Annotated in this window: 10 protein-coding genes; 7 read left to right on the top strand and 3 right to left on the bottom strand. The window is 54.5% G+C overall.

The genetic code is table 11. The features are described from left to right. The first annotated feature begins 13 nt into the window (after positions 1–13). Both SCARR_RS19545 and SCARR_RS19540 read left to right on the top strand, forming a co-directional pair. Complete coding sequence (locus SCARR_RS19545; protein ID WP_168433449.1) at positions 14–1,549, top strand: sulfatase; 1,536 nt, start codon at positions 14–16, stop codon at positions 1,547–1,549. Between the two features lie 82 nt (positions 1,550–1,631). Continuing rightward, positions 1,632–2,750, top strand: a complete 1,119-nt coding sequence (locus tag SCARR_RS19540; protein ID WP_136063333.1) for a phosphotransferase enzyme family protein — start codon at positions 1,632–1,634, stop codon at positions 2,748–2,750. 240 nt (positions 2,751–2,990) lie between these two features. On the opposite strand, the gene SCARR_RS19535 is transcribed toward SCARR_RS19540, so the two are convergent. From SCARR_RS19535 to SCARR_RS19525, 3 genes are read right to left on the bottom strand one after another with little or no spacing between them, the layout of a single operon-like run. Further along, a complete protein-coding gene (locus SCARR_RS19535) occupies positions 2,991–4,571 on the bottom strand; it encodes a sulfatase-like hydrolase/transferase (protein WP_136063332.1) in 1,581 nt (526 codons plus the stop codon). Further along, a complete protein-coding gene (locus SCARR_RS19530; protein ID WP_136063331.1) occupies positions 4,568–6,148 on the bottom strand; it encodes a hypothetical protein in 1,581 nt (526 codons plus the stop codon). Before SCARR_RS19530 ends, SCARR_RS19535 begins: the two co-directional genes overlap by 4 nt. Then, entirely contained in the window at positions 6,148–7,590 is a 1,443-nt protein-coding gene (locus tag SCARR_RS19525) for an MFS transporter (RefSeq protein WP_168433448.1), read from the bottom strand. Before SCARR_RS19525 ends, SCARR_RS19530 begins: the two co-directional genes overlap by 1 nt. Positions 7,591–7,804: 214 nt before the next feature. On the opposite strand from SCARR_RS19525, the gene SCARR_RS19520 reads away from it, so the two are divergent. The 5 genes from SCARR_RS19520 (at position 7,805) to SCARR_RS19500 (ending at position 15,445) form a co-directional block, all read left to right on the top strand. Then, the gene (locus SCARR_RS19520; protein WP_136063329.1) at positions 7,805–9,418 is read left to right on the top strand and encodes an alpha-L-fucosidase; all 1,614 of its coding nucleotides are present in this window, start codon (positions 7,805–7,807) and stop codon (positions 9,416–9,418) included. 271 nt (positions 9,419–9,689) lie between these two features. Next, the gene (locus tag SCARR_RS19515; protein WP_168433447.1) at positions 9,690–11,288 is read left to right on the top strand and encodes a sulfatase family protein; all 1,599 of its coding nucleotides are present in this window, start codon (positions 9,690–9,692) and stop codon (positions 11,286–11,288) included. Between the two features lies 1 nt (position 11,289). Continuing rightward, positions 11,290–12,714 carry a sulfatase gene (locus SCARR_RS19510; protein ID WP_136063327.1) on the top strand — a complete coding sequence of 475 codons (1,425 nt, stop codon included), beginning with the start codon at positions 11,290–11,292 and terminating at the stop codon, positions 12,712–12,714. Then, positions 12,711–13,880 (top strand): alpha/beta hydrolase, encoded by a 1,170-nt coding sequence (locus SCARR_RS19505; RefSeq protein ID WP_136063326.1) that lies wholly within the window; start codon positions 12,711–12,713, stop codon positions 13,878–13,880. The genes SCARR_RS19510 and SCARR_RS19505 overlap by 4 nt, the downstream gene beginning before the upstream one ends. After that, entirely contained in the window at positions 13,877–15,445 is a 1,569-nt protein-coding gene (locus tag SCARR_RS19500) for a sulfatase family protein (protein WP_136063325.1), read from the top strand. The genes SCARR_RS19505 and SCARR_RS19500 overlap by 4 nt, the downstream gene beginning before the upstream one ends. The last annotated feature ends 39 nt before the right edge of the window (positions 15,446–15,484 follow it).

The raw sequence follows: 15,484 nt of genomic DNA, 5'->3' as shown, positions 1-15,484 counted from the left end.
GGGGATGCGGATTATGAAAAAGAAAAACGGACTATGGATTTTTACGGTATTAGTTTCCCTGTTGGGAATCACTTGGGCAGACCGGCCCAACGTGATCGTTTTTCTGGTCGATGACATGGGGGTGATGGACACCTCGGTGCCGTTCCTCACGGATGAAGCCGGTGCGCCGAAACGGTATCCGCTGAACGACTGGTATCGCACGCCGAGCATGCAACGCCTCGCTGACCTGGGCATTCGATTCAATAACTTTTGCGCGCAAAGCGTGTGTTCTCCAACCCGCGCCTCAATCATGACCGGGCAGAACGCCACACGCCATGGCACGACGACATGGATCAATCCATCCACCAACAACAAGGGGAAGTACGGCCCGCCGGAATGGAACTGGACCGGCATTAAAAAAGACGAGGTCACCTTGCCGCGCGTCCTTTCCGCGAACGGCTATCGCACCATACACATTGGCAAGGCGCACTTCGGTCCCTTGAAGGAAGTGGGCAGCGATCCGCTGAATGTGGGGTTTGATGTCAATGTGGGCGGCGCATCGTGGGGGCGGCCAAAAAGCTACTATGCTTCTGATCACTACGGGAACCATCCGAAGTTCAACGAGGGTAAGGGTGGAATGACCCATAATGTGCCGCACCTCGAAAAATATTATGATACCGAAACCTTTCTGACGGAGGCTCTGACGCTCGAAGCCAATGCGCTGCTGGCCAAAACGGTGGCAGAAAAGAAACCCTTCTTCCTCCATATGGCGCACTATGCATTGCATGCTCCCTTCAATCCAGATCCGCGTTATGCCGCCAACTACGCAAATTCCGATAAAGGTAAACCGGCGGAAAATTATGCCACCTTGGTGGAGGGCATGGACAAATCACTCGGCGACATTCTCGATCAGCTTGAAAAACTCGGTGTGGCTGAGGAAACACTCGTGGTTTTTCTGGGGGATAACGGGTCGGATGCCCCGCTCGGCGATAAATATGGCCACACCTCGTCCGCACCGTTGCGCGGAAAGAAAGGTTCTCATTATGAAGGGGGCATGCGCGTTCCGTTTATCGCGGCATGGGCGAAGCCTGATCCGACGAACAAATGGCAGAAAAAACTGCCGATTGCCCGCGGCGCGATCCAGGCGCAGCTCGGAACGGTCATGGATCTTTATCCCACCATCCTCGCGCTGGCCGGGGTGGAAGACCCGGCGGGCCATGTGGTTGATGGCGTCGATCTGGCCATGCAGCTTTCGGGGAAAACCAATCCTTCGCGCCCGGATGTCTTTCTAATGCATTTCCCGCACGGTCCGCACCGGAGCACCTATTTCACCAGCTACCGCTCCGGGGATTGGAAAGTGGTCTATGACTACAGCCCTGACGGCAAGAGTGATTCCAAGCACGAACTGTTCAACCTCAAGTCCGATCCCTTCGAAAACGAAAACCTGGCCGCGCAACATCCTGAAAAAATGGAACAGATGATTACCGCGATGGCCCGGCAGCTCGAAGCCGAAAATGCGTGCTATCCTGTCGATTCCACCGGCAACGAGCTCAAGCCGTTTGTCCAGTGACGGCAGCGAACTTCGTCGAAAGATTGCACGGAACGATCATTTTTGAGTAAACGAATAATCCCAAGCAAGGGGAAGTGATTCTATGAAGCCAGCCAAGATTGCAGAACAATTCGAAGTGTCAGGTTTGTTGGCGAGTATTCGTCCGACCGGCAGCGGCAATGTGAACGACACTTATCTGGCCGTGTTTCGCACCCATTTTTCGGAAGAGCGCATCATTGTCCAACGTGTGAACGGTCACGTATTTGCCAATCCCGAATGGATCATGGAAAACATGAGCATTCTCACCAATCACTGCCATAAGCAGCTGCAGGTGGAAAGTCCAACCGCCGACCGCATCTGGCAGCTTCCGCGCATTGTTCCCTGTCGCGATGGACAGGATTTTTACATCGATGAAGAAGGCGGGTTTTGGCGGGCGCTGACGCTGATTGCTTCGGCAACATCGTATGAGATTGCTCAGAGTGCAGAGCACGCCTTTGAAATCGGCACTGTGCTCGGCCAGTTCCATCGGCTGGTTTCGAGCATGAATCCGCTGAGTTTGCGCGACACCTTGCCGGGGTTCCACGAGACGCCGGGCTATCTGGCTCAATACGATGAAGCCATCAAAACCCCCGAGGCGAAAGATCTGGTTGAAAGCTCCATGGAGGTGCGCAACCTCCAGCGCTTTGTCGAGGAGCGCCGTGAGTTTGCCTTTGTATTGCAGAACGCGCTGGATGCTGGTGAACTGCAGCTGCGGCTGATCCATGGCGACCCGAAGATCAGCAACATCATGATTGACGACGATACGGGGAAGGGCACCGCCATCATCGATCTGGACACCGCCAAGCCCGGCCTTATTCATTACGATTTCGGCGATGCGTTGCGCTCGTTGTGCAACCGGGCGGGAGAGGAAACCACTGAGCTGGGCAAAGTAGTGTTCGATCTGGATTTGTGCGAGGCGTTCGTGCGTGGATACATTGCCCAGGCCAAGGACTTCCTGACCGGCAGCGACAAGGACTTCCTGTACGATTCGATCCGCTTGATCACCTTCGAACTCGGCCTCCGGTTTTTCCAGGATTTCCTCGCCGGAAACCGCTATTTCAAGGTGAAGACGCCGGAGCAAAACCTCCAGCGTGCCCAGGTGCAGTTCCGCCTATGCGAAAGCATCGAAACGCGCAAACGCCAAATCAAAGAGGTGCTTGATTTAGCCTTGAGCGACGGCTAATCCGACGGCGGTACAGTTCGGGCTTATGGGGAGAGTGACGAGACTCGAACTCGCAACTTCCAGCGTGACAGTCAGCCGGAGAGTTCAAATTGCAAGCCTGCGCAATCCCGTTAAGCCTTTATCTGTAGCGCATCACTTCAAAATCCAGAGCCATGCGATCCTATGCAATGCTCTGCATCTACACGTAGCAATATCTCATAATCAGCTCATAATTTTCGAGAAGGAAATCACCTGCAAAGATTATTGGATAAAGCTTCCTAGGTCGGGGCGGATGACGGGGGTGTTCCAGACGCTCTTTCCAGGGTTGTCGGCTTCCCATTGCTCCACTTTTTTCTGGTGGTCGATGGTCTGTTGGGTGAAGCGCGTGGTGTAGTCCTCGTTGAGGAAAGGATCTTTGGTTTCTTTGCGCCATCGCATGAGTTCGGCCTTCAGTTTCTTCAGGACTTCGGCGTATTCAGGATTGGCGGCGAGGTTGTTGTGTTCGTCGGGATCGGCCTGTCGGTCATAGAGCTGGAACTCGGGGGGATTGACGAATTCGTCGTAGGTTGTCCTGGCTACGGTTCCCTTCGGTGATTTGAGCGCGGCCCAGACATCGGGGCAGCCTTCGGCATGCACGCCGTCGGCCGGATATTCAATTTGTCCGGCGAGCAGGTGGTGAACCAGTTTGTAGCGTTGGGCCTGAACGGCTCTGGTCGGGGCGTAGTCGTCGATTGGGCAGTGCGTGGTGTATTCCGTGAACAGCCGGTCGCGGAAGTCTGCGTCGGCCTTGGAGTCCATCAGAAGCGGTTCGATGGACTTGCCTTGGTAGTGCGCAGGGATTTCCGCTCCGGCGATCCGCACAAAGGTGGAGGGCAGATCAATCAGCGAAACGAGCGCGGTCGATCGCTGCCCGTTGCGCGTGCTGCCGGGCCAGCGGACGATGAACGGGACGTGGGTGCCGAAGTCGTGCAACGACAGCTTGCCGCGTCCGTAGCAGGGGCCGTGGTCGGCGGAAAAGATAACGACGGTATCGTTGGCCAGCCCGTGCTTTTCGAGCAGGTCGAGGCAGCCGCCGGCGAAGGCGTCGACGCGCTGGATGGCGTTGTAGTAGTCGGCCACATCCTGCGCAAACTTGAAGTCGATGTCTTTTCCAAAGGCTGGAAGAGGCGAGACGGATTCCTTCGTCATTTTCTTGTAGCCTTCCAATGATTGGAACGGTTCATTGATCAGGTTTTTTTGGACGAAGCTGCGGTGCGTGTCGGAGGTCTGGGCCATGTAGAAGAAAGGCTGCCCTTCTTTGTGGCCGGAAAGGAAATCTTCCATGTATTTCAACGCCTGCCGGTGGTCGTGCGTGTTGGTGCCGTCCTTTTTGAAGCGCTGAAAATCATAGTTTTTGTCGAAATATTGCTGGATGGTTTGTTCGGGATCGACGTGGATTTTGTAGGAGCGGCCGGTGTAGTAGTGCTGCTCCTTGAGTTGTTTCAGGAAGGGTTCAATTCCTTTTTTGAAATGGAAGCCGCCGGACTTGGCGAGACCCATGTGGCCGCTCTGGTGCGGGTAGAGGCCGGAAAAGATGCTGGAGCGGGAGGGGCTGCAGGTGGGTTGTGTGCAGTGGGTGTTTTCGAAAACGACGCCTTGCTTGGCGAGGGCGTCGAGGCGCGGCGTCGGAGCGGTCGAGTCCCCGTACGGGCCAATCTGACGGCCCATGTCTTCCATGAAGATGAAGAGGATGTTTTTCGGCTGTGCCGGTTTTTCCGCCTTCGCCAAGGCTTCGGCGGACAAGCCCAGGGTTGGAAGGACGGTCGCGGCGGCTGATGTTGCAAGGAAGTTTCTTCGGTTCATTGGCTGATCCTGATGGCGTTGAAGGAAAAAGGTTCCGCGAAGAAGCAGAGTTGTTTTTCCAGTGTTTGGATTTTGATGGTTTGTACGATCTGGTGTTTCATGCCGACCATTTCACCGGTGGCATTTCCAAGGATTGGAAGATCGTGGCTGACGGTAACACGGCGCCGCAAAGGGTTTTTATTGATGACCAGCAGCAGATCAGCGGTGGCGACCACCACGACATCATCCTGATGGCTTTCGATTTTAACCAGCTGTTTTCCAGCAATGCCTGAAAGCATGCGGTACATGTGCAACGACAGCGTTTCGTTGAACGGGGGATCGGAAGTAACGATGGAGGGAAAGCTGTCCTGCTCGCTCCAGACCTCGCGCGACGTTTGCCAGATGAGCGGCCAGAGGCCGGTGAGCTCGACGTTGTTTGCCGCAAACTCCATCAGCAGCTCCGCCTGGATGACGGCGATCAGCGATTGATTAAACGTCTGGCTCCAGTCGCTCGGGGCAATGTTCCATTCCAGCGCAACAATTCCAATGTCTGGAAACCCTGCCTTGGCCGCGGCGCCGCGTATGAGCGCAATATCTTCGGCATAGGTACGGATTTCCTCTGGGGTTTTCCATTTGTCTTCGTTCGTGAGCGGCGTGTGCGCCAGCCAGTGTTCGAGCGAGCCCTTGCCCCATGCCCAGTACCAGTGCACATCGATATAGTCGATCACGGAACTGGCGCACTGCATGAATTGTGTGATGCTGTCTGCATGCAGTTTGCTGGAGGAGGTCGGGTTGACGATGAGTTTCGCGTCGGGGAATTCCGCCTTGATGGCTTTTCCGTAGGCGAGCACTTCCTCGGCGTATTCACTGTGTGAAAAGGTATGGGCGGCTTCGTGGTGCCAGGGTTCATTGTCGAGAAACCAATACTTGACCTTGTATCCCTTTTCTTTACAGCAGCGCATCCACTCGAGGGCCTCGGCGATGCCGTCGGCGCGGCGGTTGTGTTTTTTTCCGGACGAGAGGTTCAGGCCGACAATGGGTTCGGCACCGAGCGCGATGCAGGTTGCCATGAACTCGTCGAAGTCCATGAAGCTTTTGTTGGCATTCCATTTTTCAGGAGCAACCCAGCTGGTTTGAAAACGCCCGCGTCCGGGGCTGATGCCATGTTTGGAGGGATCGTCCCAGCAGTCTTCGTAGCCGTTCACGCCGGGATGCTTCCAATGGAAGAACGAGGTTTCCTCTCCGCCGGGATAGCGCAGGGCTCCGACGTTTGCCTGCTTGAGTTTGGCCTGAAGGCCATAGCTGTTCCAGAGGTCGTCGGTCGTGTTGAAGTAGCTGAGGTTGATGCCGAGAAACGCCGGATTGACGGTGTGCAGTTTTTCTTTTGTTCGAACCGTGATGGAAACCGCACGTTCGGGTTTTGAATAGAACGCATCCAGTTGCGCCTTGGAAGTTGGCTCAAACGCTTCGCCTTCGGCAAAGACCGGTGCGGTTAGCAGGAACGGTGCGAGCGCAGTTTTAAACACTAAGGCACGAAGTGCACGAAGCTTGGAGCTCTTAGTGCCTTGGGCGAAGCGGGTGTTTAAAAGTATTTTCATTAGACGGTTCCGCGACGGTCTTCGAGTTGTTGGCGGGTATTCGCTGCCCGTTTGGCGGTGATGGGATAGAAGAAGAGGGCAACGATGGCGAAGATCGCTGTTAGTGCAGGGGCACCAGCCAGAAACAGGCGCATGCGGGTGAAGGTTTCGGGCGCTTGCGCGCCGCCCAACTCAGGATTGAAGTGGGCGAGGGCCAGCGCGAAGCCGGTGCCAAGATAGGCGAGGGAAACCACCATTTTTTCAATCCAGGAAAAGACGGCGCTGAACATGCCTTCGCGACGCTGATCATGTTTGAGTTCATCTTCGTCGCAGATGTCGGCCATCATCGAAGCCAGCATGATTTTCACGGCAACCCACATAGGGCCGCAGAGCAGGGGGTCGATCAGGATGATCGGATCGATCGCCACTTTGCCTATATAAAAGATGGGATGGCCGGGGGTGAAGATGAACCATTTCATAATGCCGCCGAACACCATCAGCCCATAGACGAAGAAGAGCGAGCCCTTCTTTCCGAATTTCCCGGCGAGCCAGGTAATGACCGGGATGGAGGCGAAGCCGACGATGCCGTAGCCGGAGGTCAGCAACCCTTTCTGAATGAGCCCGGCGGCCATGTCGCCGTTGTTCATGAAGTAGACGAGCAGGTATTGATCGATGCCCATAGCCAGCACGCCGGACAGCGTATTCAGCACGATGATCGCCACGAGAATCAGGAAGGCCGGACTGGAGCAGGAGCCTTTGATGCTGTCCCACAGTTTCACTTTTTGCTGCACCTGCGTTTTCTTTTTGAAGCGCTCCTTGACGATCAGGCCGGGCATAGAGCCAATGCCGAGCATGATGACGACGCCGACGATCCAGCCCATGGCCTGCACGCCGGACATGTTGAGTTCCTGGGCGTCCGCCACCAGCCAGATGCCCAGCGCGGTGGCGATCGGCAGCATCCAGCCGCCGAGCAGTTCTCCGGTTTTATGGAAAAAGGCACAGAAGGCCATGACGCGGGTTCGTTCGTTGTAGTCGGGCGTCATTTCGTAGGTGAGCGCGTTGTAGGGCACTGAAAAGACGGTGTAGGCGGTAAAATAAAGCAACTGCATGACGATGAAATACGTGATCTTGAGCTGATCACTCCATCCGGTGGGGACATGCCACAGCAGGGCAAACAGAATGCCCATGGAAATAGCACCGCCAACAATGAAGGGTTTCCGTCGGCCGAGGCGCGAGTGGAAGTTGTCGGAAATCTTGCCCATGACCGGGTCGGTGATTGCGTCCCACAGGCGGGGGATCATCAGGGCGACTCCGATCCATGCGGCGCTAACGCCGAGCATCATATTGTACACGGGATAGGCGAGGATGCTGACGCCGGCATAGCCGAAGAAGGCGGCTAGCGCGCCTACGCCCAGAGCGGATTTTTCATAAAAAGGAACTTTGTCCTGTTGAGCTGTACCCATTTTGATCCTCGCTTGCATTATGGTAGCATTGATGGCGCATGGCGACCAATGAGCAATACGCTAGCAACCGTTGAACTAAAGCGCAAATAAAATAATACGAGAATTAGTAAAACAGTTTGACTATGGCGCTCAAGGATGGTTTATTTTGTTTTGTTCGCCTATGAAGGGGTGGAGGGATTTGGATGTTGATAATCATAATATTAAGGAGATTTAAGTGAATCGACTCATATTCGCCATTCTGATTGGCATCGCAACAACCAGCCTCGGAGCCTCTTCTACGGTATACGAGCCGACCCGTGAGAGCCTTTCGAATTACGAGGTTCCCGAATGGTATCGAGACGCGAAAATCGGTTTCTTTTATCATTGGGGGCCGGGTTCCGTTCCGGGGCTTCATTTCAACAAGGATGAGGTGGATTTCTGCCAGCAGAATGGAAAGTATAAGGATTCTGGATTGGCCAAGAAAAATCCCGTGGGTCAGTGGGGGGCAAATATGTATCCACGGCCGGGGAAACCCGATCATGAGCAAAACTCCAACTATTTCCTTCACAAAAAGTTTTTTGGAGATCCGAAGGAGTTCGGATACAAGGAACTGATTTCCTTGCTGACCGGTGAAAACTTCGATCCGGAAGAGATGGTTCAACTTCTGGATGAAGCCGGAGTGAAATACATCGTCCCGATGGCGGTTCATCACGATGGTTTTGCCATGTGGGATTCGAAAGTGATTGATCAATACAACGCCGCCAAGATGGGGCCGAAAAAGAACACGACCAAGCTCGTTGTTGACGCGGCACGTGCGCGAGGCATCAAGGTCGGAGTGTCAACACATGTCGCACGGCACTCCTGGTATTATCCAAAGACGCCGGGGTATGACGTAAGCGATCCGCAATATGTTCAGCTTTATGGTGAAGGTCTGGGCAAGGGCGGCATTCCGAAGCCCGCCGCCGTCCGTAAGTGGGAAGATACCTTGGCGGAACTGGTGGAATTCTTCCATCCGGACTACATTTTTGTGGATGGCGGGACCGCGGATACGTTCTGCATGAAAGGCAGCTATGTGGTGAACGATGCGTTTCGTCGCGTTGTTGCCAACTACTACAACCGCTCCCGGGAATTCGGTGTGGAACCCGTTATCACATTCAAACGCGAATCGCTCTACAAGGAAGAAGCGGTTCCGGATTATGAGGCCGGGTACTTGTTTGATAAGGCTCCTTATGTCTGGCAGACGCATGCGAACACCTGCGGTTGGTTTTATCGTCCCGGGCAGTGGGTGGTGCCATCACATGTGAATTTTCGCAAGATCATCGATACGGTCAGCAAAAACGGGAATATGCTGTTGAATCTGGCGATTGCCCCCGACGGATCTATTCAGGAGGCGGAAATCCAGTTTCTTAAGGACATGGCGGAGTGGACTGGTACGCTTGGCGAAGGCATCTATGCCAGTCGGCCGTGGCGGGTGTATGGCGAACTCGGCTCCGGGAGCAGGCTTGATGCAAAAGAAAATACGCATAAAGGAAAGGTCTATAAAGATCCGGAAGCGATTCCGGCGGGGCGCATGAATCTGAATGAAAATGACATCCGCTATACACGCAGCAAGGATGAAAAGACCATCTATGCCACGATTCTGGCTTGGCCGAAAATGGACTTTACCCTGACCTCCTTTGCGGAAGGCGGCATAGGCGAAGATGTCGAGGTTGGAAATGTCTCCTTGTTGGGCCGCGATGAGAAAATCGATTGGAAACGTACTGCCAAAGGAATCGCTATTCAGGTTCCGTCCGTTCCGGTGTTCAAGGATCAGAACTGGCCGGTTATGTTCAAGATTGACGTAAAATAAGAGGCGGTCGGCGCACCTGCGCCCAGTGCGCTTTTTTCATAAAAAGGAACTTTGTTCTGTTGGCGGTACCCGTTTTGATCCTCGCGTGCATGATGGTAGACCGATGGCGCATGGCGACCAAAAAGCAATACGCTAGCAATGGCGGAACAGAAGAACAAATAAAAATAATACGAGTAAATATAAGTAAAACAGTTGGACAAAAAAGGAGTGCTGTCTGTATTTCGCTGTCCATTCTGAAGCATTGGTAATCGCTCCATAGTATAGGATGATCATGAAGCAAATTATACTGAAGGGTTTAGTCGCTGTTCTCGCAGCTATCGCACAGATTTCCACGGGCGAACCATTGCCGAACGTGGTGTTCATCATGGCCGATGATCTCGGGGTCGGTGATGTTGGTTTTTATCATCGTCAACGCACCGGCGAAGAGCCGGTGATTCCGACGCCGAACCTTGATTTGCTTTATGAGCAGGGCATGCGGTTCGATCACGTCCATGCGGAGTCGCTTTGTGCGCCGACGCGCTACACGGTGATGACCGGCAACTATACCTTCCGCTGCCATCTTCCATGGGGCGTTTGGGGTTCCGGCGAAAAATCCGCCATCCAGCCCGGTCAGAAAACGATCGGTAACGTGATGCAGGAAGCAGGCTATAGAACGGCCTTTTTCGGCAAATGGCATCTCGGCGGGCAGTGGTATCGGCAGGGCACGGACAAAATCTACGACGGCTCGCCCTGGGGAAAAGAAGCCGACCAGATTGACGCGGCGCGCGGGTTTGCCGCCGGCGGTCCCGGCAGCCTTGGATTCGATTATTCGCTGACGCTTCCGGGCGGCATCCAGGGTCCGCCGTTCGCCTTCTTTGAAAATGACCGGTGGATGAAACTCGGGTCGGATTCCGTTATGAAGCCGCTGAAATGGAGCGATATGCCCAAGGGTTGCAAGCTGGGCTCCAAGGGGGCCGGGGCAAGTCTGGGCGACTCAAACTATGACTCCCGCCAGGCGGGACCGATTCTTACGCAGAAGGCGATCGATTTTATCGGGCGTGAAAAGCGCAATCCGTTCTTCCTCTATTTCTGTTCGCAGGCCGTGCACCACCCGCATTCGCCGCCCGATGATTTTTTCGGGAAACCGGTCAAAGGGCAAACGCATTCGGAGCTGGGCGATATGATTGTCGAGTTCGATCTGCAGGTGGGGGCGCTGATCCGGAAACTTAAAGACGAAGGGCTGTGGGAAAATACATTGTTCGTGGCTACCTCAGACAACGGCGGGCTGGCACTGGACGATACCGACATCAACGGGCACCTTTCGAGCAACGGGCTGCGGGCCGAAAAATCCAGCGCCTACGAAGGGGGACACCGTGTCCCGTTCGTGGCGAGCTGGCCCGGAAAAATTAAACCCGGCACAGTTTGCGATAAGCGCATCCTGGTGCTCGATCTGATGGCGACGCTTTATGAACTGACCGGCCGCGACATTCCGAAAGACCAGGCGCGCGATTCGTTCAGTTATCTGCCTCTGTTGCTGGGCAAGCCCGATGCCCCGTTTCGTGATCAGGCGATCATCACGAACGGTCGTCTGTACCAAGGCAAACAGCTCGGTGCAAAAAAAATGGAGGACGCCGTTTCGGTCTTTGATGGAAAATGGAAGCTGATAGGCAAATGGGATGTGCAGAGCAAGGGGCACAAGAAATGGGCCTTTATGAACGGCACCATCAGCCCGGTTGCCCTTTTTGATATGAGCGATAACCCGCTTGAGGACGAAGCCAAAAACCTGGTCCGCAATCCGGAGTACAAACCGCGCATCGAACGGATGATCAAACAATTCTACACGGCCCGCGATACCGAAGAAACCGGGCGCACAACTCCAATGGAATATTGATATGAAACGAATGCTTTCCCTCCTGCTTATAACGCTTGCTTCGGTTTCCATGGCCGAAAACAAGAATGTGCTGCTCATCTGCATCGACGACATCCGGCCGGTAATGGGCTGCTATGGCGGCGCGGCGAAAACACCGAATCTGGATAAATTTGCTCAGTCGGGGGCGGCGTTCACACGGCACTATATTCAGTGGCCGGTCTGCGGCCCCTCGCGGGCCTCGATGATGGGCGGCCTGCGGCCAGACTCGACCGGAATCTATGAGATCGGAAATTCGTGGCAAATTTCGAAACGGCCCGATACGCATCCGACGATGCCCCGGTATTTCATGGATCACGGCTATAAAACGTTGAGCTTCGGCAAGACCTATCACAGCAAAGGGGTTGGCAAAGGATTCGGTTGGAGCGAAACCGCGTGGCATCCCGAGAGTGGTTGGACCTGCTATGTTGATTTCGAATATGTCGAAGGAAAGAAAAACCAGTGGCGGCCCGCCTACGAAATCTACGACGGTCCCGATTCGAAGCACAACGATTTCCAGACCGCCGATAAGGTGATCCAGGCCTTGGAAGAAAACAAAGACCGACTCTTCTTCATTGCCGGCGGGTTCTACAAGCCGCACCTGCCGTTTGTGGCGCCAAAGAAATACTGGGATCTCTATTCGGACGACGAAATTTCAGCGATTGATCCGGCGAGCCTGCCGAAGGGCGCGGGCGACTTCATGTATAATTGGACCGAGATTTCGTCGTACGGCGACTCAGAAGGAAATCTCTTTTCGGGCGATAACGGGGTCGGTGGAAAGCAGACCCGCGACCTGATCCATGCCTACTATGCCTGCGTCAGTTTTATCGACGCGCAGGTGGGACGGATTTTCCAAACATTGGAAAAAACCGGATTAGCCGAAAACACCGCCGTGGTGATCTGGGGCGACCACGGCTTCCATCTCGGCGACCATGGACGCTGGGCCAAGCACACGCAGTTTGAGCAGTCCATGCGCTCGCCGCTGCTGGCGCGCTTCCCGGACAGGCAGAAGATCTCCGGCGAAACGCAGGCGATCGTCGAGTCGGTCGATATCTACCCGACGTTGTGCGAATATGCCGGCCTCAAAATACCGGACTTTGTGGAAGGCAAAAGCTTTCTGCCGGTCGTCGAAGGAAAGGGGAATGGCAAGGAAGCGGCCTTCAGCCAGATCCGCCCGGTCAACCGCAAAAAAGCGGAGAGCCAAGTGATGGCCTATTCGGTGCGGACGAAGGATTTCCGCTATGTGGAATGGCGCGGGCTCGACGATCCCTCGGATGTGGTCTGGCGCGAGCTCTACGACCACCGCAAGGATCCCGAGGAAACCGTTAGCATACTGGATAATCCTGAATATGCAGGCGTGGTGAAAGCCCACGAAAAGCTGGTGTTTGAAAACTACGGGAGTCTCAAATGAGAATTTTTATTCTAGTTGCTTTATGTGCCGCCTCCGCTTTCGGCAAGGGCACATGGGAGGAGCAGCAGGCGCGGGCGGAAGAGATTTCGGCCGAATACCAGGCAATGAATCCCGCTGTCAGTTCGGAGCGGTTTGTGTTCAAGACCGTAGCCCTGCCGGACGGAAGTAAACTCGATTTGGATATGCGGGTCGTCCGCCCGAAACAAGGCGGCCCATTTCCTGTGGTCTTCTTTGTTCACGGCGGAGCGTGGGCGACCGGCAGCAAGGCGCAGTTTACACACGAATCCTTCGTGCTGGCCGACCAAGGGATTGCCGGCGTGCGGATGGAATACCGTTGGAAAAGCAAAGGCGCAAAATATCCCGAGGCGATCGGCGACGTGATGGATGCCATCGACTTTGTGCGACAGCGTGCGAAGGAACTGAATCTCGATTTCACGCGCGTCGGCCTCGCGGGTGGTTCGGCTGGCGGGCATCTCTCGGCGATTGCGGCGCAACTGACGCCGGAGTGCATCTGCTATGATGGCTACAATGGTCTCTTCGATGCGTATGAGCGCAACGGCGGAAAATTTGGCGGTGGCGACTACACCGGCACCACCGAAGCAGAAAAGAAAAAAGCTTCAGCCATCTATCTCATCAAGACGCCTCCGCCCGATACCTTCCTCTACCACGGCACGGCAGACACGACGGTCGTCATTGAGCAGGCCTATCGCTTTGCCGAGGCGATTCGAGCCAAAGGGGGAAATGCCGAGGTGCTGGCCTATGAAGGGGCGGGGCATGCTTTCTTTAATAAAGAACCGTATCAAACAGCCTCCACGCAGGCGCTGCTGGATCACACATCGTATCTGTTTGGGCTTACGGATCAGCGACCGGATCTTTCAAAATACAAGCTTCCTCCTAAAGCGAATGCGGAGAGGAAAGATTCTCCAATGAACGCAGCTGGCTTTTTGGTTGGAGATTGGCGGCAGGAAGATGATCCCGGCAAGAGCTTTACATTTAACAGCGACTACACTGCGGTTAGTGTTGCCGGAGCCAAGTTGAAATGGGAAGAGAGTGACGGGCAGCTTTTTATCATTTGGAAAAGCGGCACCCTCGCTCCGATTAAAAGGCTGAGTGCGAATCGAATCAGCGTGGGGAAACACACCTATTTACGGGAGTCAACGAAATGAAAAAGACCATGATTGCATGTATGGGGGCGGTGTTGCTGGCCTTGGTGGCAGAGGCCGCAACAACCCCTAATATTCTGTTTATTCATATGGAGGATATGGGCTGCGAAATCCCGGCATATGGTGACACCACGCAGGAAACGCCCGCGCTCAGCAAGCTGGCGGAAGAGGGGATGGTATTTGAGCGGGTGCATGTGACGGCTACGTCTTGTGCTCCTTCGCGTGGTAGTCTATTTACGGGTCTCTATCCGCACCAAAACGGTATGTGGGCGTTCGATAAGACGCACGGGTTTCATTATCGCGACGGGGTTCCGACTTTTGTGAAGATGTTTAAGGACGCCGGATATGCGACAGGCATCTCTTACAAGATCGGTGTCGAGCCGTATACGGCTGTTCCTTTTGATCGGCAGTATAAATATATGAAAAACGCCTTGGGCAAGGATCCCGGAAGGTTTCAGGTATCCAACTGCATCGATGGGTTTGAGCATTTTCTGCAAAATTTGCCGAAGGGGGAAAAGTTCTATTTCCAGGCCCAGACCAATGATTCACATGAGGATTGGTCGCCAAACTTTGAGCCGATTCGCGGCGAAAAATCGAAGTTGGGCTTTAAACCGGTCGACCCGAAAACCGTCAAGCCGCTCCCGCAGTGGGGCGAGGTGGAAATGACGGATCAGGTGCGGGAATATTTGGCCACCTACTATGGAGCCATCCAGCGTGTGGACTACTTTGTCGAAAAGGTGCTCGCGTTGCTGAAGCAATATGGACATGCCGACAACACCATTGTCATCTTCTCATCCGACCACGGACCGTCCGGGCTTTATCGCGGAAAAACGACTTCCTATGAATTTGGATTGCACGTGCCCTTCATTGTGAAATGGCCGGGCGTCGTGAAACCCAATACCCGTTCCGAGGCTCTCGTTTCATTTGTCGACCTCATGCCGACCTTCCTGGATTTGGCCGAGCTGCCCAAACCCGACTATCTGCCGGGCAAATCGATTATTCCGGTGCTGACCGGCGAGCGGCCATTGGGTGACCGCAAACTGCTCTACTCTGCGTATAACAGCCATACCACCGGCGAGGATAATTATTGGCCGGCGCGCACAGTAACCGATGGGCGCTTCAAGTTGATCCATCATTTGCTGGGCGATGGAGCGACCGCTCGTCCGGGCAACCTCAGCGCCAGTTTCCAGCTTGGAAAGATGATGGAGGGCAGTGATGTGTGGAACCATTGTGCAACGCCGCCTGCCTTTGAATTGTTCGACCTTCAGCGCGATCCGGGCGAGCTGGTTAATCTGGTCGGCAACCCGGAGTATAAAAAGATCGAGGCGGACCTGAAGGCTTCGCTGGCGCATTGGCAACTGGATATCGTTGCCGACCCTCTCGCCGATCCAGGCACCCTGGCAGCGTTTACAGATGAGTACATGACTCATTGTGCGGAGTGGCGTGCGAAGAAAGATGAAATAGGGAAAAAAGCCATGGAAGCACAAAAGTGGCATTTGGATAAATCCCGCTGGCTTCCCGCATGGGATCCAACGCCCTACAAACCTGAAAGTTATGGGAAGAAATAATGAAGTGAGCGGCGGTAGGTTTTATGGCTATAATAGACG

It is taken from the genome of Pontiella sulfatireligans, from assembly GCF_900890705.1.
Taxonomy (GTDB): Bacteria; Verrucomicrobiota; Kiritimatiellia; order Kiritimatiellales; family Pontiellaceae; genus Pontiella; species Pontiella sulfatireligans.
Note: the sequence above shows the minus strand (reverse complement) of the source record. Positions and strands in the feature narration are given on the sequence as shown.

Excerpts from the sequence above, each read along its gene's own strand:
- SCARR_RS19540 (WP_136063333.1), top strand. The coding sequence starts at position 1,632 with ATGAAGCCAGCCAAGATTGCAGAACAATTCGAAGTGTCAGGTTTGTTG.
- SCARR_RS19505 (WP_136063326.1), top strand. The coding sequence starts at position 12,711 with ATGAGAATTTTTATTCTAGTTGCTTTATGTGCCGCCTCCGCTTTCGGC.
- SCARR_RS19500 (WP_136063325.1), top strand. The coding sequence starts at position 13,877 with ATGAAAAAGACCATGATTGCATGTATGGGGGCGGTGTTGCTGGCCTTG.
- SCARR_RS19515 (WP_168433447.1), top strand. The coding sequence starts at position 9,690 with ATGAAGCAAATTATACTGAAGGGTTTAGTCGCTGTTCTCGCAGCTATC.
- SCARR_RS19545 (WP_168433449.1), top strand. The coding sequence starts at position 14 with ATGAAAAAGAAAAACGGACTATGGATTTTTACGGTATTAGTTTCCCTG.
- SCARR_RS19535 (WP_136063332.1), bottom strand. The coding sequence starts at position 4,571 with ATGAACCGAAGAAACTTCCTTGCAACATCAGCCGCCGCGACCGTCCTT.
- SCARR_RS19525 (WP_168433448.1), bottom strand. The coding sequence starts at position 7,590 with ATGGGTACAGCTCAACAGGACAAAGTTCCTTTTTATGAAAAATCCGCT.
- SCARR_RS19510 (WP_136063327.1), top strand. The coding sequence starts at position 11,290 with ATGAAACGAATGCTTTCCCTCCTGCTTATAACGCTTGCTTCGGTTTCC.
- SCARR_RS19530 (WP_136063331.1), bottom strand. The coding sequence starts at position 6,148 with ATGAAAATACTTTTAAACACCCGCTTCGCCCAAGGCACTAAGAGCTCC.